Source organism: Allobosea sp. 05T422_2 (genome assembly GCF_056396265.1).
The window spans coordinates 1-20133 of the sequence record NZ_JBFTLD010000169.1 but is presented as its reverse complement, the minus strand read 5'-3'; the positions used below and the strand labels follow the sequence as shown (position 1 = coordinate 20133).

General features: G+C 66.4%; 17 protein-coding genes. 13 read left to right on the top strand and 4 right to left on the bottom strand.

What is annotated here, in order from left to right; all coding sequences use genetic code 11:
* From AC1DJT_RS24205 to AC1DJT_RS24190, 4 genes are all read left to right on the top strand, one after another.
* The coding region (locus tag AC1DJT_RS24205) for an ABC transporter ATP-binding protein (RefSeq protein ID WP_476835028.1) at positions 1-707 on the top strand (707 nt) is incomplete at its 5' end.
* On the top strand, positions 704-1825 hold the full coding sequence (locus AC1DJT_RS24200) for an ABC transporter ATP-binding protein (RefSeq protein WP_441507366.1): 1122 nt from the start codon (positions 704-706) through the stop codon (positions 1823-1825). The genes AC1DJT_RS24205 and AC1DJT_RS24200, both read left to right, overlap by 4 nt.
* Before the next feature lie 3 nt (positions 1826-1828).
* Complete coding sequence (locus AC1DJT_RS24195) at positions 1829-2770, top strand: ABC transporter permease (protein ID WP_441479972.1); 942 nt, start codon at positions 1829-1831, stop codon at positions 2768-2770.
* Positions 2771-2773: 3 nt separating this feature from the next.
* Positions 2774-3655 (top strand): ABC transporter permease, encoded by an 882-nt coding sequence (locus AC1DJT_RS24190; RefSeq protein WP_476835027.1) that lies wholly within the window; start codon positions 2774-2776, stop codon positions 3653-3655.
* 111 nt (positions 3656-3766) lie between these two features.
* On the opposite strand, the gene AC1DJT_RS24185 is transcribed toward AC1DJT_RS24190, so the two are convergent.
* Entirely contained in the window at positions 3767-4180 is a 414-nt protein-coding gene (locus AC1DJT_RS24185) for a GNAT family N-acetyltransferase (protein ID WP_441507367.1), read from the bottom strand.
* Between the two features lie 59 nt (positions 4181-4239).
* Between AC1DJT_RS24185 and AC1DJT_RS24180 the strand changes: the two genes are divergently transcribed.
* The 5 genes from AC1DJT_RS24180 to AC1DJT_RS24160 all read left to right on the top strand — a co-directional run bounded on the left by AC1DJT_RS24180 (position 4240) and on the right by AC1DJT_RS24160 (position 9777).
* A complete protein-coding gene (locus AC1DJT_RS24180) occupies positions 4240-5763 on the top strand; it encodes an ABC transporter substrate-binding protein (RefSeq protein ID WP_441507368.1) in 1524 nt (507 codons plus the stop codon).
* A 50-nt stretch (positions 5764-5813) separates the two neighbouring features.
* Positions 5814-6755 (top strand): ABC transporter permease, encoded by a 942-nt coding sequence (locus AC1DJT_RS24175; protein ID WP_441491320.1) that lies wholly within the window; start codon positions 5814-5816, stop codon positions 6753-6755.
* Positions 6755-7627 (top strand): ABC transporter permease, encoded by an 873-nt coding sequence (locus AC1DJT_RS24170; RefSeq protein ID WP_476835026.1) that lies wholly within the window; start codon positions 6755-6757, stop codon positions 7625-7627. The genes AC1DJT_RS24175 and AC1DJT_RS24170 overlap by 1 nt, the downstream gene beginning before the upstream one ends.
* Position 7628: 1 nt before the next feature.
* Complete coding sequence (locus AC1DJT_RS24165; RefSeq protein WP_441507370.1) at positions 7629-8834, top strand: amidohydrolase/deacetylase family metallohydrolase; 1206 nt, start codon at positions 7629-7631, stop codon at positions 8832-8834.
* 100 nt (positions 8835-8934) lie between these two features.
* A complete protein-coding gene (locus tag AC1DJT_RS24160; RefSeq protein ID WP_441507371.1) occupies positions 8935-9777 on the top strand; it encodes an IclR family transcriptional regulator in 843 nt (280 codons plus the stop codon).
* A gap of 191 nt (positions 9778-9968) precedes the next feature.
* Here AC1DJT_RS24160 and AC1DJT_RS24155 read toward each other — a convergent pair whose 3' ends face one another.
* From AC1DJT_RS24155 to AC1DJT_RS24145, 3 genes are read right to left on the bottom strand one after another with little or no spacing between them, the layout of a single operon-like run.
* On the bottom strand, positions 9969-10727 hold the full coding sequence (locus AC1DJT_RS24155; protein WP_476835025.1) for a 4'-phosphopantetheinyl transferase family protein: 759 nt from the start codon (positions 10725-10727) through the stop codon (positions 9969-9971).
* Complete coding sequence (locus tag AC1DJT_RS24150) at positions 10712-13885, bottom strand: amino acid adenylation domain-containing protein (RefSeq protein ID WP_476835024.1); 3174 nt, start codon at positions 13883-13885, stop codon at positions 10712-10714. The genes AC1DJT_RS24155 and AC1DJT_RS24150 overlap by 16 nt, the downstream gene beginning before the upstream one ends.
* Positions 13886-13896: 11 nt before the next feature.
* On the bottom strand, positions 13897-15147 hold the full coding sequence (locus AC1DJT_RS24145; RefSeq protein WP_476835023.1) for an MFS transporter: 1251 nt from the start codon (positions 15145-15147) through the stop codon (positions 13897-13899).
* A gap of 448 nt (positions 15148-15595) precedes the next feature.
* On the opposite strand from AC1DJT_RS24145, the gene AC1DJT_RS24140 reads away from it, so the two are divergent.
* From AC1DJT_RS24140 to AC1DJT_RS24125, 4 genes are read left to right on the top strand one after another with little or no spacing between them, the layout of a single operon-like run.
* Positions 15596-17164, top strand: coding sequence for an ABC transporter substrate-binding protein (locus AC1DJT_RS24140; RefSeq protein WP_476835022.1), 1569 nt, complete (start codon positions 15596-15598; stop codon positions 17162-17164).
* Positions 17165-17175: 11 nt separating this feature from the next.
* Entirely contained in the window at positions 17176-18111 is a 936-nt protein-coding gene (locus AC1DJT_RS24135) for an ABC transporter permease (protein ID WP_441507376.1), read from the top strand.
* A complete protein-coding gene (locus AC1DJT_RS24130; RefSeq protein WP_476835021.1) occupies positions 18104-19069 on the top strand; it encodes an ABC transporter permease in 966 nt (321 codons plus the stop codon). The genes AC1DJT_RS24135 and AC1DJT_RS24130 overlap by 8 nt, the downstream gene beginning before the upstream one ends.
* The gene (locus AC1DJT_RS24125; RefSeq protein WP_441507378.1) at positions 19066-20016 is read left to right on the top strand and encodes an ABC transporter ATP-binding protein; all 951 of its coding nucleotides are present in this window, start codon (positions 19066-19068) and stop codon (positions 20014-20016) included. Before AC1DJT_RS24130 ends, AC1DJT_RS24125 begins: the two co-directional genes overlap by 4 nt.
* The last annotated feature ends 117 nt before the right edge of the window (positions 20017-20133 follow it).

Genomic DNA, 20133 nt, shown 5'->3' with positions numbered 1-20133 from the left:
GGCTGGCGATGATCTTCCAGGAGCCGATGACCTCGCTCAACCCGTCCTATACGGTCGGCGAGCAGATCAACGAAGTCATCCTGCGCCACCGCCCGATCTCGAAGAAGGAGGCGACAGAACGCGCCATCGCCATGCTGAAGCTGGTGCGCATTCCGTCGCCCGAGACCCGCTACCATCAATATCCGCACAATCTCTCGGGCGGCATGCGTCAGCGCGTGATGATCGCCATGGCGCTCGCCTGCGATCCCGAGCTGCTGATCGCCGACGAGCCGACGACTGCGCTCGACGTCACGATCCAGGCGCAGGTGCTCGAGCTGATGCGCGAGCTGCAGCAGAAGACCGGCACCGCCATCATCCTCATCACCCATGATCTCGGCGTGGTCGCGGAATCCTGCGACGACGTCATCGTCATGTATGCCGGCCAGGTCGTCGAGCAGTGCTCGGTCGAGGATCTCTTCACCTTCCCGCAGCACCCCTACACGGTCGGCCTGCTCGGCTCGCTACCGCGTCTCGACGAAAAGCGCGAGCAGCTGGTCGCCATCACCGGCACCGTGCCCGATATGGCCAATCCGCCCTCGGGCTGCCGCTTCCAGGCGCGCTGCCCCTTCCGCGTCGCGCGCTGCGCCGAGATGCCGGACCTCATCGAGGTCACGGCCGGCCATTTCAGCCGCTGCTGGCGTGCGCCCATGCAGGACCTCGTCCCATGATCCAGAGCGCCTCCAGCTCCCCCGCGGCCAAGCCGATCCTCGAAGCCCGCGGCCTMGGCAAGAGCTTCGTCGTCAAGCGCTCGCTGTTTGGCCGCCCGCTCGCGTCCGTCGGCGCGGTCGATGACGTGACCCTGTCGCTGATGCCCGGCGAAACGCTCGCCATCGTCGGCGAATCCGGTTGCGGCAAGTCGACGCTCGGCCGCCTGCTGATGCGCCTGATCGAGCCCAGCTCCGGCGAGGTCTTCATCGACGGGCAGGACGTCACCCACGCCAGCCACGCGGCCGTGCGCGCACAGCGCCGGCATGTGCAGCTGATCTTCCAGGACCCCTATGCCTCGCTCAACCCGCGCATGACGATCGCCCAGACGATCGCCGAGCCGCTGATGCTGCACGACATCGTGCCGGCCGGGCAGCGCGCCAGGCGCGTCGCGGAGCTTCTCGACATGGTCGGCCTGCGCCCGGAACAGGCGGACCGCTATCCGCATGAATTCTCCGGCGGCCAGCGCCAGCGCGTGGTCATCGCCCGGGCGCTCGCCTCCGAGCCGAAGGCGATCATCTGCGACGAGGCGGTGTCGGCCCTCGACGTCTCGATCCAGGCGCAGGTCCTCAACCTGTTGAAGAACCTACAGAAGCGGCTCGGTATTGCCTTCGTCTTCATCTCGCACGACCTCGGTGTCGTGAAGCACATCGCCGATCGCGTCGCCGTGATGTATCTCGGCAAGGTCGTCGAGATGGGCACCTCCGACGAGATCTTCGCCGCGCCGCGCCACCCCTATACGCGGGCGCTGCTCTCGGCCATTCCGGTCGCGGCGCCGCCGAGCCACCAGCGCTCGCGCGCGGCGAGACTCCATGGCGATCTGCCGAGCCCGCTGTCCCCGCCCGAAGGATGCCGGCTGCATACACGCTGCCCGCATGCGCGACCGGCCTGCAAGAGCGTGAGCATGGTGCTCGAGGTCGAAGCGGGCGGCCATGCCAATGCCTGCGCCTTCTGGCGCGAACTGCCGGCACAGGATGCAGCCGAGATTGCGCGTGAACCACGCAACCCGAAGCTCGAAAAGCTGTTCGCGGCCTTTGAAGCCATGGCTGCGCGGCCGGCCCAGACCGTGACGGAGGGCTGACCCATGTCTTCGCTTCTTGGACGCCGCCTTCTGCAACTCGTCCCGACGGTCATCCTTCTGTCGATGATCATCTTCTCGCTGCAGCATCTCCTGCCGGGCGACCCGGCGCTCGTGCTCGCCGGCGAAAATCCCGATGAGGCTACGCTGGCCGCGATCCGCGCCCAGTATCACCTCGATCAGCCCCTGATCGTCCAGTATCTCTACTGGCTGAAGGGCGTGGTGACCGGCGATCTCGGCGAATCCATGCGCCATAACCGCCCCGTCCTCGAGCTGATCCTGCTCAAGCTGCCGGTGACGCTGCAGCTCGCGGTCATGGGCATCCTGATCGCGCTCGTGGTCGGCATCACGGCGGGCGTCATTTCGGCTCTGCGCCCCAACAGCGCCATCGACTACACCACCAATGTCGCGTCGCTTGCCGGCATCTCGGTGCCGAATTTCTGGCTCGGCATCATGCTGATCATGTTCTTCTCGGTCCATCTCGGCTGGCTGCCGGCCTCGGGCTTCGTCAGCCCCTGGGAGGATCTGAAGATGAACCTCTCGACGACGATCATGCCGGCTTGCGTGCTCGGCACCGCGATCGCCGGCGTCATCATGCGCCATACCCGCAGCGCGATGCTCCAGGCGCTCGAAAGCGATTACGTTCGCACCGCGCGCGCCAAGGGCCTCAGTGAGTGGGTCGTCGTGTTCAAGCATGCGATGCGCAATGCGCTGACGCCGATCATCACGCTTGGTGCGCTTGAGTTCGGCGCGCTGCTTTCCGGCGCGGTCCTGACCGAGCAGATCTTCACGATCCCGGGCTTCGGCAAGCTGATCGTCGATGCCGTCTTCACCCGCGATTATCCCGTGGTGCAGGGCGTCGTGCTCGTGACYTCGCTCTTCTACATCGTCCTCAACCTGCTGGCCGACATCGGATACATCCTCGTCAACCCAAGACTGAGAAGCTGACCTGTGCTGACGATCTCGGAACCCAAGCCTTCGGCCAATCCCGTCGCGAACTTCTTCCGCGGCCGCGTGTGGCGGCGCCTGTCGAAGCGCAAGAGCGCGCTGGTCGGTCTCGCCGTCGTGCTGCTCATGGTCTTCGTCGCCGTCTTCGCGCCGCTTCTGGCGCCCTACGACCCGGCGGCGCAGAGCTGGACCGCGGTGCGCAAGGCACCCTCCGCCGCGCACTGGTTCGGCACTGATGAGGCCGGCCGCGACATGCTTTCGCGCATCATCTGGGGCGCCAGGGCCTCGCTGCTGGCAGGCCTGACCTCGGTCGGCATCGCCATGGCGATCGGCGTGCCGCTCGGGCTCGCAGCCGGCTTTCTCGGGGGCCTGGTCGACGGCCTGATCAGCCGCTTCACCGATGCGATGCTGGCCTGCCCGTTCCTCATCCTCGCGATCGCGCTCGCGGCCTTCCTCGGGCCCAGCCTGACCAATGCGATGCTGGCGATCGGCATCACCGCCATGCCGCTCTTCATCCGCCTGACGCGCGGCCAGGTGCTCTCGATCAAGGCTGAGGACTATGTCGAAGCGGCAAGCGCGGTCGGCAATCCGCAATGGCGCATCGCGGTGCGCCACATCCTGCCGAACATCCTGCCGCAGCTCATGGTCCAGGCGACACTGACGATCGCAGCCGCGATCATTGCGGAAGCGAGCATGTCCTTCCTCGGCCTCGGCCTGCAGCCGCCGGCGCCCTCCTGGGGCTCGATGCTGAATTCGGCGCAGCGCTTCCTGAGCAATGCGCCCTGGATGGCGCTCTGGCCCGGCATCGCCATCTTCGCAACCGTGCTGTCGTTCAACCTGCTCGGCGATGGCMTGCGCGACGCCMTCGACCCGCGGGCGCGCTGAGCAACGCGCTGCACCGCTCTCGCGGCATGCAGGAGCGGAGGCGTCCGGGGGGCAAGCTTCGCTATCCGGGAGGAGGGGGCCGGGCGCCCGGCCGCCGGTTCGGGTCTGTCCTCAGTCGGCTGCGCGATAGAAGGCGTGCAGCAGGCCCCCGATGACACGCTCGCCTTCGAAGGTCATGCCGATCCGCTCCAGAACATGTCTGGATGCCGCGTTGTTCTCCAGTGCGAACCCCACCAACTGCCGTGGGAGCCGATGCCGACGAGCCTCAGACAAGAGCGCTGACGCCACTTCGACGGCATAGCCGCAGCCCTGATGCTCCGGCGAGATGGCGTACCCGAGCTCCAGTTCGTCTTCCCCCCAGGCCGACCAGCCGGCCGTCTTCCGTGCCGGTGCCGCATCGTCGCCGAACGCGAAGCGGTGCGGCGCAGCAACGCGATCCGCTGGCGGAACGCCGAAACCGGCACGCCGCCGCCTCGGTGAAATGGCCCGGCTGAGCATCGACGCACGCCATGCGTTGACATTCATCGCGGGTCGATATTCTGTTATAAGACATAGTATTACATAATAAAAGAATGTGAGGGACCATGAAACGCCTGCTCGGATGCCTCCTCGCCTGCAGCCTGCTCACCGGACCGTCGCTCGCCCTCGCACAAGAGACCGGGGGCATCGCCACGGTGGCGACCGTCGGCGAGCCGCCGACCCTGGACCCGATGGTCTCKACCGCCGATCTGGTCGGCACGATCACCCAGCATGTCTTCGAGACCCTCTACACATTCGACAAGAGCTGGAAGGTGACGCCGCTACTCGCGGATGCGCTGCCCGCGATCAGCGACGACGGCAAGCGCTACACCATCGCGCTGCGGCCGGGCGTCAAATTCCATGACGGCTCCGAGCTGACCCCCGATGATGCCGTCGCCTCGCTGAAGCGCTGGATGAAGCTGGCCTCGCGCGGAAAGCAGGCGGCGGGCTTCATCGAGAGCGTCGAGGCCGCCGGCCCGGCCTCGCTCGTGATCACGCTGAAGCAGCCTTATGCACCGTTGACCTCGCTGCTCGCCTTCAACAACTCAGCCGCGATCATCATCCCGGCGAATAAGCAGAGCGAACCGATGAAGGAGTTCATCGGAACGGGCCCCTACATGCTGAAGGAGCGCAAGGCCGATCAGTACATCCAGCTCGTCCGCTTCGCCGGCTACAAGCCGCGCGACGGCCAGGGCGACGGCTACGGCGGCGCGCGGCGCGCCCTGCTGGACGAGGTCCGCTTCGTGCCGGTTCCGGATGCGAATACCCGCGTCGAGTCGGCCGTTTCCGGCCAATACTCCTATGTCGATTCAATTCCCGTGGAATCCATCGACCGGTTGAAGGGGGCGGCCTCGCAGCCCGTCCTGCTGAAGCCCTTCGGCTATCCCGTCTTCATCTTCAACACCGCCGAGGGCGCGGCGAAGAACGTCGCGGTCCGCAAGGCGATCCGCATGGCGCTGAACATGGAGGACATGCTGGCCGCGGCGTTCGGCAGCACGGAGTTCTACGCGCTCGACGGCGACATCTATCCGTCGGATTATGTCTGGCACACCGATGCGGGCGTCGCCGGGAACTACAATGTCGGCGATGCCGACAAGGCGAGGGCCGCCGCCAAGGCGGCCGGGTACAAGGGCGAGCCGATCCGCATCCTGACCAGCCGCCAGTACGAGTTCCACTACAAGATGGCGCAGGTCGCGACCGAGTATCTGAAGCTCGCCGGCTTCACCGTCGACATGCAGGTCGTCGACTGGGCGACCCTGACCCAGCGGCGGACCGACAAGGCCTTGTGGGAGATCTACATCACCCACAGCCCCTTCCTGCCGGAACCGGCGCTGATCGGCTCGCTGTCGACCAGCTCGCCCGGCTGGTGGGACACGCCTGCCCGCAAGGCCGCCGTCGACGCCTTCACCTCCGAAGCCGACCCCGCCAAGCGGGCCGTGCTGTGGGCGAATGTGCAGAAGACGATCTATGACGAGGTGCCCTTCATCAAGATCGGCGACTTCAACGCGCTTTCCGCGAAATCCGCGAAGCTCGACGGCGTCGTGCCGGCGCCCTGGCCCTATTTCTGGAACGTCACCCTGAAAAAGTGATCCCCCTTCGTCGATCACGGCCGGTCGACGAGCAACGAGGCGGTCGGGCCATGGTCGGCTACATCCTTCAACGCATCTCCGGCATGGTCGCGGTCATGCTGCTCGTCGTCACGATCGTCTTCGTGATCGTGCGCGTCACGCCGGGCGATCCCGCCGCGGTGATGCTCGGCCCCGATGCGACGGCGCAGGACGTCGCAGATCTACGCACCAGGCTCGGGCTCGATCGCTCGATCCTCTCGCAATACGTGCTCTATGTCGGGCAGTTGTTGCGCGGCGATCTCGGCCAGTCGATCTTCCTGAACATGCCGGTGACCTCCGCGCTGCTGGAGCGGGCCGAGCCGACCTTCTTCCTGACATTGCTGTCGCTGGCCATCGCGAGCGTCATCGCGCTGCCCGTCGGCATCTACGCCGCCTATCGGCGCGGCTCCTTCCTCGACCAGGCGGCGACGACGCTCGCCATGCTCGGCGCGAGCATCCCCGGCTTCTGGCTCGGGCTGATCCTGATGCAGATCTTCGCCGTGCGCCTGCAGATCCTTCCGGTTTCCGGCTATGGCGGGCCCGATACGAGCCTTATCGAACGGATCCGGCACCTGATCCTGCCGGCGGTTGCGCTCGGGCTCGTCTCCTCGGCGCTGATCATGCGCTTCACCCGCGCCTCGATGCTCGACGTGCTCGGTGACGACTATATCCGCACGGCGCGGGCCAAGGGGCTGGGCGAGCAGGCCGTCATCCTTACCCATGCGCTCAAGAACGCGCTGATCCCGATCCTCACCGTGCTCGGGCTGACAGCCGCCGTGCTGATCTCGGGCGCGGTCGTGACCGAGACGGTGTTCGGCCTGCCGGGCGTCGGCAACCTCGTGGTCTCGGCCGTGCTGCGACGCGACTATCCGGTGATCCAGGGCGCGCTGCTCGTGATCGCCGGCCTGTATGTCCTGATCAATTTCGCGATCGACATGCTCTATCTGCTGGTCGATCCAAGGGTGCGCTACTGATGGTCGACCTCACACCCGATGYGCTGGCGCCGCGCCGCGGCCGGACCTTCCTGCGACAGCTGATGAAACGCCGCACAGTGGCGATCGGCCTCGCGATCCTCCTCGTCTTCGTGCTGCTCGCGGCGCTGGCGCCGCTGATCGCGCCCTATGCGCCCGGCCGGCTCTCGATCGTCAACCGTCTGAAGCCACCGTCCGCGACCTACTGGTTCGGTACGGACGAATTCGGCCGGGACCTCTTCTCGCGGATGCTCTATGCCGGCCGCCTGTCGCTCTCGGTCGGCGCCGCCGTCGTCGTCCTGTCGTCGCTGATCGGCGTGACGCTCGGGCTGCTGGCCGGGTTCTTCAAGCGGCTCGACACGCCGACCGCCCGCTTGATCGACGCGATGATGGCGTTCCCCGACATCCTCCTGGCGATCGCGCTGGTCGCGGCGCTCGGTCCATCGCTTGTGACGGTGATCGTGGCGCTCGCGATCGTCTATGCGCCACGGCTGGCGCGCATCGTCCGCGCTGCGACCCTGGTGATCCGCGAGTTGCCCTATGTCGAGKCGGCCCGAGCCTGCGGCAACACGACCTTCCGGATCATGACGCGGCATGTCCTGCCGAACATCGTCTCGCCGATCACGGTGCAGGCCACCTTCATCTTCGCCAGCGCCATGCTGGCCGAGGCCGGACTTTCCTTCCTCGGGCTCGGCGTCAGCCCCGATGTCCCGACCTGGGGCACGATGATCGCTTCCGGCCGGCAATATATCGGCCAGGCGGATTGGATGACCTATTTCCMCGGCCTCGCCATCGTGCTCGCCGTGCTGTCCCTGCAGATGGTCGGCGACGGCCTGCGCGACCTGCTCGATCCGCGGCTGCGGAAGGATCTCTGAGATGACGTTCGTGACGCAACAACCTCTCCTCATCGCGAATGTGAGGCCGGTCGCCTTTGGCCCGGCGATCCCCGCTGCGGCGATCGACATCCTCGTCGGCGGCGACGGCAACATCACCGCGATTGGCCCGGCGTTGCCAGCACCGCCCGACGCGCTGCGCGTCGACGGCAAGGGCGCCTTCGTCTCGCCGGGCTGGGTCGACCTGCACGTCCATGTCTGGCACGGCGGCACCGACATCTCGCTCAGGCCTAGCGACTGCGGGGCCGCGCGCGGCGTTACGACCATGGTCGATGCGGGCTCGGCCGGCGAGGCGAATTTCCACGGTTTCCGCGAATACGTCATCGAGCCGGCGCGCGAGCGGATCAAGGCCTTCCTCAATCTCGGCTCGATCGGGCTCGTCGCCTGCAACCGCGTGTCGGAACTGCGCGACATCAAGGACATCGACCTCGACCGCATCCTCGAATGCTATGCGGAGAATAGCGAGCATATCGTCGGCATCAAGGTCCGGGCGAGCCATGTCATCACCGGCTCCTGGGGCGTGACGCCGGTCAAGCTCGGCAAGAAGATCGCCAAGATCCTGAAACTGCCGATGATGGTCCATGTCGGCGAGCCGCCAGCCCTCTACGAGGAGGTGCTGGAGGCGCTGGGGCCGGGCGACGTCGTCACGCACTGCTTCAACGGCAAGGCGGGATCGAGCCTGATGGAGGACGAGGACCTCTTCACCCTCGCCGAGCGCTGCGCCGCGCGGGGTGTCCGCCTCGACATCGGTCATGGCGGCGCCTCCTTCTCCTTCAAGGTGGCCGAGGCCGCGATCAAGCGCGGGCTGATGCCGTTCTCGATCTCGACGGACCTGCACAACCGCTGCATGAACTTCCCGGTCTGGGACCTCGCGACGACGATGTCGAAGCTGCTCTCGGTCGGCATGCCCTTCGACGCCATCGTCGAGGCGGTGACCCACGCCCCGGCCTCGGTGATCAAGCTGGCGATGACGGACCGGCTCACGATCGGCGAGAGGGCCGATTTCACGATCTTTGAGTTGGTCGATGGCGATCTCGAGGCGACCGATTCGAACGGCGACGTCTCGCAGCTGACGCGGCTGTTCGAGCCGCGCTACGCGGTGATCGGCGCGGAAGCGATCGCGGCCAGCCGCTACGTGCCGCGCCCGCGCCGGCTGGTCCGGCACAGCCACGGCCTGTCCTGGCGTTGACGAAGGTGCCGGTAAGGTCGCGCGGTTTGCAAGGCCCACCCGAAACTGCAGTGGGGCACCGCCGTGGAAACAGCGCGCGGCAGGTATCGAAAGCCCGGACATGACGAAAGCCACGACGACGCAGTCGAGCGAAGACGAGCCAGGGCGCACCGGGCCGCGGCGTTCGCGCGTCAGCGGCATCGACCGCGCCGTGCAGATCCTCGACCATCTCCAGCAGGAGGGGCGAGCCCAGACCGCCTATGAGGTCGCCCGTGCGATCGGCGCGCCGCTATCGACCATCTATGCCATCGTCGAGGACCTGCTCGACAAGAGCCTGCTGACGCGCACCGGCGAAGGCGGCGTCTGGCTGGGTCCCCGGCTCTACCACTATGGCCTCGCCTATGCGCGCGATCTCCAGGTCATCACCGTGGCGACGCACGAGATGCATGTGCTGGCGCGCGAAGTCGGCGAGACCGTCCAGATCTGCGGCCGCGACGGCGGCATGATGGTGGTCGAGGCGATGGCCGAGGGCCCGGGGCACTTCGTCATCACCTCGCGCGTCGGCACGCGCGTGCCGCTGAACTGGACCGCCTCTGGCCGCCTGCTGGTCGCCGGCCTGGACGAGGCGGAGCGGGCAGCCCTTTTCCGCAAGAGCGCCAAGGCATCGCCGACCGGGCGCGCCGTCACCGACCCCACCGTCCTGCTCGCCCAATCGCGCGACGCGCTCGCCGCAGGCCTGTCGATCCAGGCGGGCGAGTCCGACTATGCGGTCGCCTGTATCGCCGCGCCGGTGCTGGACGAGGCCGGCGCCTGCCCAATCACTGTTTCGATCGTCTTGCCCGAGTTCCGCGTCAACGAGGAGCAATTGACTTTCGTCGAGGCGGTGAAGACGGCGGCACGGCGTATCGAGGACAAGCTCGGCTGGCGCGTCGGACACTTCGCCGCTGGTCGGAAAAGCGGMTGAAGGCCACTCGCGCCGCGGTTGCGCTTGCGGGATGCGCCCCGAGGCGCGGCCGTTTCTTGTCCCTTCCGAAGGATCAACCGAGGGCATGAGGCCCCGGGGCGCACGCCTATTCGGCCGCCATCCGGATCGTCTCGCCCTGTTCCCCGTTGCGGAAAGCCCCACGCATCCGGGCATCGCTGATCGGCCTCAGATTAGCGGACGGCGGATCGCACTGCGATCGCGATATGGATGCCGTCATCTGTCAGGTGCGATGTGACGCTGATGTCCTGGGCGGGAAAACCGCTTCCCGCTGGAAGCGCGATGGCTTGCCCCGGAATGGCGGAAAACCTGCTCATGCTCATCGGCTCGCGCGACCCGAGCGACTTCAGCAGCGCCWCCTTGCGGCACCAGAGCTTGGTGAACTCGGCTGCGGCAGACCGGGGCGGCCTTGTGCGCAGCCACGCGATCTCTTGGGGCGAGAGCGGGCCTTCACCCTGGGCGGGCGGATCGCGCGTCGGTTCGATATCGATGCCGACGCTGATCCCCTCGGCAACGATGCAGCCAACGCAGCTGCGTGTGTGCGACAGCGAGAAATCGATCGCCGGAACGGCAGCATCGGACCGATCTTCTGAGATCAGGGCGGGTTTCTTACCTGGCTGGTGGCTGAGGCGCAGCTCTGCAGGGTTGGCTCCCAGCCGGGACGCGATGGCGAGCCGCAGCAGGCCATGGGCCGCGATATAGGCATCCCGGTCGCCCTCGAACCGGAAACGTGCCGCGCGCTGCCTTTCCGCCGCGTCCAGCAATCCCATCAGCAAGGCCCAATCGCGACGAGCGATCTGCGCCAGTCTGAGCAGGTGCACGCTGCCCTGCGCGCCCTTTGGCAGCGCATCCATCAATTCGGGCAGCTGTGTCCGGGCGAGCAGGAGGTGCCCGTCCGCGGTGTCGCTCGCCAGCGTCAGTTGGCGCGCCATCCCGGCACCAGCATGGCTTTTATCGACCCGGTAAAGATCTCCGCCATCGCAAGGATGGTCTCGCTCCGGTAATTCGGGCGCGTATAGAAGAACTTCATGCGGAAGCAGTCATCCATCACATAGGCATAGACGTGCAGATGGTAGTCCGCGAGGTTGCCTGCCGCGACCGTATCGGGAACGTCCATCAGCGACGGGTCGGGTGGGAGGAAGCGCACGCCGTCGTAATTATCCTCCCAGACATTGCCGATATACTGGAACAACGTGCGCACCTTGTCCTCGCGCGCCAGGATCTTGGCCCGCGGATCGCTTGAATAGTAGCGCAGCGCGCTGTGTCCGATGCCATTGTCGGGGATGGCGCGGTACTGCGCCGCGACCGCCTCGAGCGCTGCAGCGAGCGCCCGCTCGCTGTCGAGCTCGCCATCGGGCAGGCGGGCGGTGATCGGCGTGTGGGTGATGAACCAGCCGACCGTGCGCGAGGGATCGGCAGCGCGGATGCAGCTCTCCCGGCCATGGGCGACCTTGTGAAAGATCAGGTTGCGCTGGCCCGACAACCGGTTGGCCGTGACGGCGAGACTGGCGACGATGGCGTGGATCATGGTCGATTGAGCCGCGCCGCCCAGCCGCTCGCGCAGGCCTGCCATCGCGGCTGCATCGAGAACCTCGAAGCCATGGCTGTCGATGTCGCGCTGCAATGCTCCCTCGACCTGCGCATCCTCCGGGAAGGGCAGGGCGCCGCTCGCCTCGCCGATCCAGTAATCGAGCTGCGCCTCGGCCTGCGGGCTTCGCGCATAGGCAATCACCTGCTCCACCCATTGGTGATAGGGCGTGGTCTTGGCCGGGAGCACGACGGGCTTGCCGGCTTCGAGGGCATCATAGGCGGTGCGCAGATCCTCGAGCGTGACCTGCAGGGACAGGGCGTCCGTGACGAGCTCATGCATCGTCAGGAAGAGATGGTGGTTGCTGCCGGCTGGATCGGCGAACAGGGCGACCGTCATCACGGGGCCGTTTGCAATGTCGAGCGTCGCGTGCAGCCGCTCGATCTCGCTGCCGATGAAGCCGAGCTGCGTCTCAAGGGGCGCTGCGGGCAATGCAAGCACGTGCACCGGGACGCGCTGGGCCTCCGGAAGCGCGATATAGTGCTGCGCATAGTGGCCCTCCGTGCCCTTCGTGAAGCGCAGGCGCAGCGCATCGTGATGGGCGACGACGTCATGCAGTGCGCCCTGCAGCAGGGGCGGGTCGAGCATGGCGCCAAGACGGGTGATGAAGCCGACATTGAACATGTCGGGGTTCGGCCTGGCCCAGGTGAAATAATAGCTCTGCATCGGACTGAGCGGCGAGACCGCGCCGGGCGTCGTCCATGCGCTGGCAACGCTCGTCCTGCCCTCGAGCAGGGCGGCGAGAGCGCGGATCGTCGGATAGTCGTGGATATCGGCCGGCGTCAGAACGACGGAATCGGCTCTCGCACGCGCCGCAACGCGAAAAGCCTGGATGGAATCGCCGCCGATCTCGAAGAAATTGTCGTCCATGCCGACGCGGGACTGCCCGAGCACCGCCCTCCAGATCGCCAGAAGGCGGCGCTCCATCTCGGTCGAGGCTGCGTCGGCTTCCGCCACGGCGGGGACCTCGTCGGTCACCGTCAGGGCGTTGCGATCGAGCTTGCCGTTGGGAAGCCGCGGCAGCGCCCCGATCTGGATGAAGCGCGAAGGCACCATGTAGTCGGGCAGGCGCGTCAGCAGAAATCGGCGCAACTCGCTGGACAGGGTGCTGTCGAAGCTGTCGGCGGCCGGCAAGACGCAGAAGGCGACGAGTTGCCGTCCTCCCGCCGTTTCCGCGGCGCTGACGGCGCAGGCACGGATCTTCGGATGGGCTGCGAGCGTCGTCTCGATCTCGCCGGGCTCGATGCGGAAGCCCCTGATCTTGATCTGGAAATCCTTGCGGCCCATATAGTCGAGTTCGCCATCGGGCCGGGTCGAGACCATGTCTCCGGACCGGAACAGCCGCGCATGCTCGCGCTCGCCGGGCTCTGCGAATGGATTGGGAATGAAGGCCTGGCCGGTCAGGTCCGGGCGTCCGAGATAGCCTTTCGCAAGCCCTGGGCCTGAGACGCAGAGTTCGCCCGCGACGCCGGGACCGACGGGCTGGAGATGGTCGTCGACGACATGGACGCGCATCCGCCCGATCGGCTTGCCGATCGAGACGATCTTGCCCGTCAATGCAGCGGGGGTGACGGTGCAGCAGGTGGCGTCGGCCGCCACCTCCGAGGAGCCGTAGAGATTGATCAGCGTGACGCTCTCGCCGAGTTCCGTGACCTGGCGGGCAAGGTMGCTCGGAAGCAGTTCGCCTGACGATGTCAGATAGCGCAGATGGGGCAGGCGAGTGCCGGTGGCGCGGGCAGCCTCGATCAGGGCCGCCAGCAGGGATGGCACCAGGATGAGGCGCGTGATGCGCTCATCGGCGAGAAGCTGCAGCAGCTGGAACGGATCGCGCGCTGTCGCATCATCGGCGACGACGCTGGGAATGCCCTTCAGCAGGCCGCCGAGCATTTCCCAGATCGAGTCGACGAAATTGAGCGCGGTCTTGCTGCAGCAGATTTCGCCGCTCTCGAACGGGAATTCCTGCCACATCCATTCAAAGCGGCTGAGCATCGCGGCATGCGAGCCGAGAATGCCCTTGGGTCGGCCGGTCGAACCAGAGGTGTAGACGACGTAGGCCGTGCGCTCGGGATCATCGGGCGGTGCCGCCGGCACGCTGCCCGCTGCCGGCAGGGGCCTGTCGAGATTCAGGAGCGCGCAGCCGGATTCGCGGAGGAAGGCCGCATCATGTGTCGCGTCCAGCGTCAGCACCACGGGCGCGGCTGCGTCCTCCAGCATGAAGCGCAGGCGGTCCTCGGGATAGGACGGATCAAGCGGCACCCAGGCGCATCCCGCCTTGAGAATGCCGAGGATGCCCGCGACAGCCGCGATGCCGCGTGGCATGCACAGGCCGATCAGCCTTGCCTCGGATGTGCTCTCGCCGGCGGGCAGGAGCTGACGGATGGCTGTGGCGATCTCGTGGGCCCAGGCGTCGAGCTCGGCATAGCTCAGCCGCCGTTCACCGGCCTTGATCGCCAGTGCCGTGGGCAGGCGCCGCGCCGTATCCTCGAAAATGCGGTGGAACATGGAAATCCCCGTCAAATCTGGCGCGTAGCGGCAGGCGATGCCTTTGGCGATGACATCAGGAACGCGCTGGCAGCCAGCGTGGCGAGGCACAGCCCKAACGGCGCGAGATAGCTGATCGCGCTCAGGGCGCCGTTGAGAATCGAAGACAGGCCCCAGACGAGCGCATTGATCGCGATCGCGATCCCGAGGACCCAGCCCTGGCGATCATCGCTGACGGACCGGGAAAACAGGGTGATGATCGCACCATAGGCGACCGATACGGTGATTGCCGTGGGAAAGGCGATGATCCAGAGCAGGTCGAGGCGGGGGACGGCGAGCGAGGCCGCGATCAGCCCGGCGGTGCTCCATAAGGACCATGTCGCGATGGCGCGCGGGTCGAACCGCTTCTCGAGCACGGGCAGACAGAGGCCGTAGGCGATGCAAAAGCCGATGCCGAGCGTGGCCATGAGCAATGAGATGGTGCCCGCATCCTCGCCGAACCGGTTCAGCACCAGGCTGGGCAGGAACAGGAAATAGGTTCCCCAGGCGGTCTGCATCAGGCCGAACACCAGCATCAGATGGCGGATGGCAGGATCGCGCAGCGCCGCGCGAAACCCCGCCACTCCCATCAGCAGATTGATCGGCGTCGGGTCGGCCTGCGCGGGAGGTTCGCGTGCCTCCTGGAATGTCGTCGCGATCAGGACGAGGCCGATCAGGGCGCCACCGGCGGTCAGGGCCATCGGAAGGATGAAATCGCTCAGGACAGCAGCGGCATCATGCGAGAACGCGCCGCCGATCAGCGGGCCGACGATGAAGCCGAGCGACGACGCGAACAGGCAGAGGCTGAGCGTGAGCGCGCGCGTCTGGCTGCTGCTCGCATCCACGGCAGCGGCCTGTGCGACGGCCTGGCTGCCTGCCGTGGTCCCTCCGATGAAGCGGCCGATCAGCAGCAAGGCGACGAGATTATAGGCGATGGCGCCGCCGATCAGCGCAAAGCTCAAGGCCATGCCGAGCATGCAAAGGATCAGGATCCGCTTTCGCCCGATGCGGTCTGAGATCTCTCCGAGCACCGGCGCGGCATAGAGCATGACGAGTTCGTAGAGGCCGAGCGCGACGCCATAGACGAGATAGCGCAGGCCGGCAGGCGCTGCCGCCATCATCAGGGGCTGATCGCCGATGAGCGCCGCGGCAAGGACCGGCACGACGATCGTGTAGCCGATGCTGTCGATCAGGATGATGGCAAGGAGGGGGCCGACGCGCAGGATCATGGAGAGCGTCGTCATGCCGGCACTCGCGACGGCTGCGCCCCGTGCCGGGATCGTGCAGGGGAGGGCTCGTCCCGGCCAAGGATCATGACGTCAAATCTGCCTATCCATCCGGAACCGGCAACGCCTGAACTACCGAATGTTCGAAACGTTACGTCATGAAAACATTCACACGCCCATCTGTTGTGATCTGTCGCAAAGGTCAAGGCGCAAACTCCAGCCGAGCCGCACTCTCAAGGGTGGCTCTCTTGAAAGGGCTGGCTCGGTTCGCCTGAACCGTTCCGGAGCTGTCGCTCCGTCGATTTTTGCTCTGGTCGTGCCGCGATCGGGATTGGCTGCTCCCGCCCGTGGCGGGCATGGGCCGTTCGAGCACATGTGCGGACCCGCGAGGCAGGCCACTTGACAAGGAGGATTCTTGGTGAAACGTTTCCACCAAAGATGGAAACGTTTCCACGAGGGAATTGCCATGATTTATGACTCTCTCGATCGCCGTGCTTTCCTCCGGGGCGGGGCGGCAGCCGTTGGCGGGCTGGGGCTGCCATTCCCGGCGCAGGCGGCGGATGMGCGATCCCTGGTCGTGGCTATCCCTTCGAACCCGTCGACCTTCGATCCGATCAACCAGGGCAACCACGATGCCATGGTGGTCAATCAGCTCATCTTCGAGAACCTGATCGAGATCGACGGGGAGGGGCGGCGGCGGCCACTGCTTGCAAAGTCGCTGCCCGCGATCTCTGAAGACCGGACCGAATACATCTTCGAGCTGCGGGACGACGTCGCGTTTCAGAACGGACAGCCCTTCACGGCCGAGGACGTGAAGTACAGCTACGACTATATTCTCGACCCGGCTAACAAGGCGCTGCGGCGCTCGGTCTGGACGAATATCGAATCCGTCGAGATCCTGGCGCGCCACAAGGTGCGCTTCAAGATGAAGGCGCCGTTCCGGCCCTTCCTCGACTACATGACCAAATACATGGGTATCTTTCCGGCCGGGAGCCGCGAGAAATACGGCAACGAGATCTTCCAGCAGAGGCCTGAGGGCCTGGGAACCGGGCCCGGCATCTTCGTCTCCGCGCGGTCCAACGATGTCGTCGAGTTCCGCCGCAACCCGAATTACTGGCGCAAGGATCTCCCGGGCTGGGACCGGTTGCGCGTGCGGATCGTCTCCGAGGAGGCGGCCCGCATCGCGTCGCTGATGTCGAAATCGGTCCACATCATCGGGGCGCCGCCGGTCCGCGACTATCTGCGACTGCGGCAGGCCAAGGCGCAGGGCATCACCGGGGCGAGCCGTCCGGCGCTCGGCAGCATGATGCTGATGATCCACAACACCCGAAAGCCACCGTTCGACGACCCCGATTTCCGCAAGGCGGTTTCGCTGGCGACCGATCGCAAGACCATCGCCGAGAAGATCTTCAACGGTCTGGTCGAGCCCTCGGCAGTGCCCGCTCCCGCCTCGGCCTGGTGGTACAATGCCAAGGCGGCTGAAGACCTGGCCTTCAACCTGGAAAGAGCGAAGGCTCATCTCGCCAAATCCCGTTATGCGTCCGGGGCCGAATTCGAGTTGCTCTATTCGTCGCAGGGTTATCTGCTGGACGTCGCGGACGCGGCCCTCTTCATCCAGGCATCGCTGGCCCGGCTCGGAATCAAGGTCAAACTCCAGCCGCTCGAGACCGGCCAACTCATCGAGCAGGTTTTTGGCGGCAACCAGACCTCCGCGCTCATGGCGGTCATCGGTCCCTCCGATCCCACCTTCATCATTCAGGGCATCTATACACCGAACCAGGTGATGACGCGCAGCTCCGGCTACAGCAACGAGCGGCTCAATACGCTTCTGACCGAGAGCTTCCGTGTCGACGACGAAAAGTCTCTGGGACCGATCCTGGCCGATATGCAGGCGATCCTGGCGGCGGACTCGCCGTCGACCTGGATCGGAGCCGTCCACAGCTTCAACCTCTGGCGCAGCAATGTGCAGGGCTTCGAGCCGAATACCGGGATCACGCTGCGCCTGACCGACGCGGCCGTGGCCGATCTCCGCTGAGGCGAGAAACCATGTGGTTTGCCAGTCGCATTCTCAGCAGTCTTGCCGTGCTCGTCGTGGTCAGCGCGCTCCTCTTCGCGCTCACGCGGCTGACCCCGCTCTCGCCGGCGCGGATCGTGCTCGGCACGGACGCCACCGTCGAGCAGATCCATGAGTTCGAGCGCGATCGCGGTCTCGACCGCGCTTTGCCCGCCCAATACGCAGCATGGGTTGCGCAGCTTCCCCGCTCGGGCTTCGGCACCTCCTACATCACCGGCCGTTCGATCGATCTCGAGCTGCGCGAGAGCCTGCCGGTCACAGTCGAACTGGTGGTCGCGACCTTTCTCCTGACGCTGGCCGGCGCGATTCCGCTCGGCCTGGTCGCCGGGCTGACGGAAGACCGCTGGCCGGACCACCTGATCAGGGTACTATCCCTGATGGCGGTGTCGGTCCCGGGATTCTGGCTCGCCCTGATCCTGATCCGTGTCTTTGCCGTCAGGCTGGGCTGGGTGCCGCCGATCGGGATCACGCCGCTCTCGGAAGGCTGGCACGCCCATCTCGCCTCCCTGGTGCTGCCGGCCTTGTCGATCGCGCTCTACTATATCGGTGCGCTTAGCCGCCTGATGCGCGCTTCCGTCATCGAGATCCTGGGTCAGGACTACGTCCGCACCGCGCATGCTCTCGGCTTGAGACGCAGTCTGGTCGCGCGCTACGTGGTGAAGAACGCGCTTCCACCCTTCGTCAGCGTCGCCGGGATGTCGTTCGGCTACATGTTCGGCTGGGCGATCATCATCGAGCTGGTCTTCAACATACCGGGTCTTTCGCGGGCCCTGCTGACCGCCATCACGCAACGCGACTATCCGATGATCCAGGCTACCGTCCTGGTCGTCACGGTGATGTTCATCCTCTCAAATCTCGCTGCTGATCTTGTCCAGCGGCTGATCAATCCGAGGCTGAGACATGCTTGACGCCGCGCGTTCGACAGCACCTGCGCCAATGGCATCGGCCGCCGGCATCCGCGCCGTGCCCCGGCTGTCCGGGCTCACCGGCACGATGTGCCGCCTCGCTCAGACGCGCATCGGCCTGGCCGGGTTGGTCATCGTCGGCTTCGTCGTCCTGGCTGCGCTTCTCGCTCCCTGGCTCCCTCTGCACGATCCCCTCGATCTGATGATGGAGCATCGGCTGGAGCCTCCGGGGCCGTCATTCCTGCTGGGCACCGACGAGGTCGGCCGCGACATCCTCGCCCGGCTCGTCTGGGGTGCGCGCGGATCCCTGATGATCGGCGTGCTGACCGTCGCGATCGGCCTCTCCGGCGGGCTCTTGGTCGGTATCCTCTCCGGCTACTACAGCGGCACGCTCGTCGAGACCGTCCTGCTCGGCCTGATGGATATCTTCGCGGCGATCCCGCTGCTCGTCTGGGCGATCGCGATCGTCGGAATCTTCGGCACCGAGTCGGTGCAGCTGGGGCCGCTCGTGCYCCCCAACGAAGCCAAGATCATTCTCCTCGTCGGCTTGCTGTTCATCCCCGGGCTGGCGCGCGTCGCCCACGGCCTGGCCCTGGCCGAGGCCAGGGCGGATTACGTAGCAGCGCGGCGCCTGCAAGGCGCGGGGTCCTGGTCCATCATGGCCAGCGATATCCTGCCCAACATCCTCTCGCCGATCTTCGTCCAGGCGAGCGTCCTGATCGGCATCGGCATCATCATCGAAGYCTCGCTCAGCTTCATCGGGCTTGGCGTGCAGCCACCGACCCCGAGCTGGGGTGGAATGCTGGCCGATGCGCGCTCGMTCGCCTTCTCCGACGAATGGTGGGTCGCGACCTGGCCGGGCCTGGCGATCTTCCTGACCGTGATCGGCTTCAACCTCGTCGGCGACGCCCTCCGGACGGTGCTCGATCCCCGGCGGCGTGATGGGGGACCGGCACTATGAGCGCGCCCGTGCTGTCCCTGAATGACCTGTCCATCGCTTTTGGTCAGGGCGCCGCGGCCCGGACGGTGGTTCACGGCGTCACCCTCCAGGTGCGGGCCGGCGAAAAACTCGCGATCGTCGGCGAGTCGGGCTCGGGCAAGAGCGTCACCGCGCTGGCGATCATGCACCTGCTTGGGCGCTCGGGCCGGGTCGTGGGGGGCGCGATGAGCCTCGAAGGGCAGGACATCACGGCTATTCCCGAGAGCGCGTGTCGCGACCTGCGTGGCCGCAAGGTGGCCATGATCTTCCAGGATCCGATGACCGCCCTCAATCCCGCCTTCACGATCGGCCGGCAGCTCGTCGACGCCATTCGCAGCCATGACGATCCGGGCCCCGGGGCGGCCCGGTCGGAGGCCGAACAGCTCCTCGGCAAGGTCGGTATCGACGATCCGCACCGCCGGAGCGGCCAATATCCCCATGAGCTCAGCGGCGGCATGCGCCAGCGTGTGCTGATCGCGATGGCGATCGCCTGCCGGCCGCGCCTGCTGATCGCAGACGAGCCGACGACGGCGCTCGACGTCACCGTTCAGGCCCAGGTGGTTGCGCTGCTGCGCGACATCAGCGCGACATTCGGGATCACCCTGCTGTTCATCTCGCATAATCTCGATCTCGTCGCGGAGTTCTGCGACCAGATCGCGGTGATGTATCGCGGCCGGATCGTCGAAACCGGCAGCACGGAGGCGATCTTCACGTCGCCACGTCACCCCTACACGCGTCTCCTGCTGGACTCCGTGCCAAGGCCAGGCCGCCCGCTGCGCGCCGCTGAGCCCGGCCGCCTGACCGGGAACCCCGGCGAAGGCGCCTGCGATTTCCTGCCGCGCTGCCCTCTGGCTGACACGGACTGCAGCTTGCGGCCGAGCCTGCGGGGTGAGGGCGGCCATGTCAGCGCCTGCTGGCGGAGCGTCTGAGATGAGCCAAGCCGAAACAGTCCCGCCGCCGCTCCTTGCCGCCGCAGGCGCAAGCCGGCGCTACCCCCTGGCGCGTTCGGCGCTGGCGCGCCTGCTCGACCGGAGGACGACGTCGGC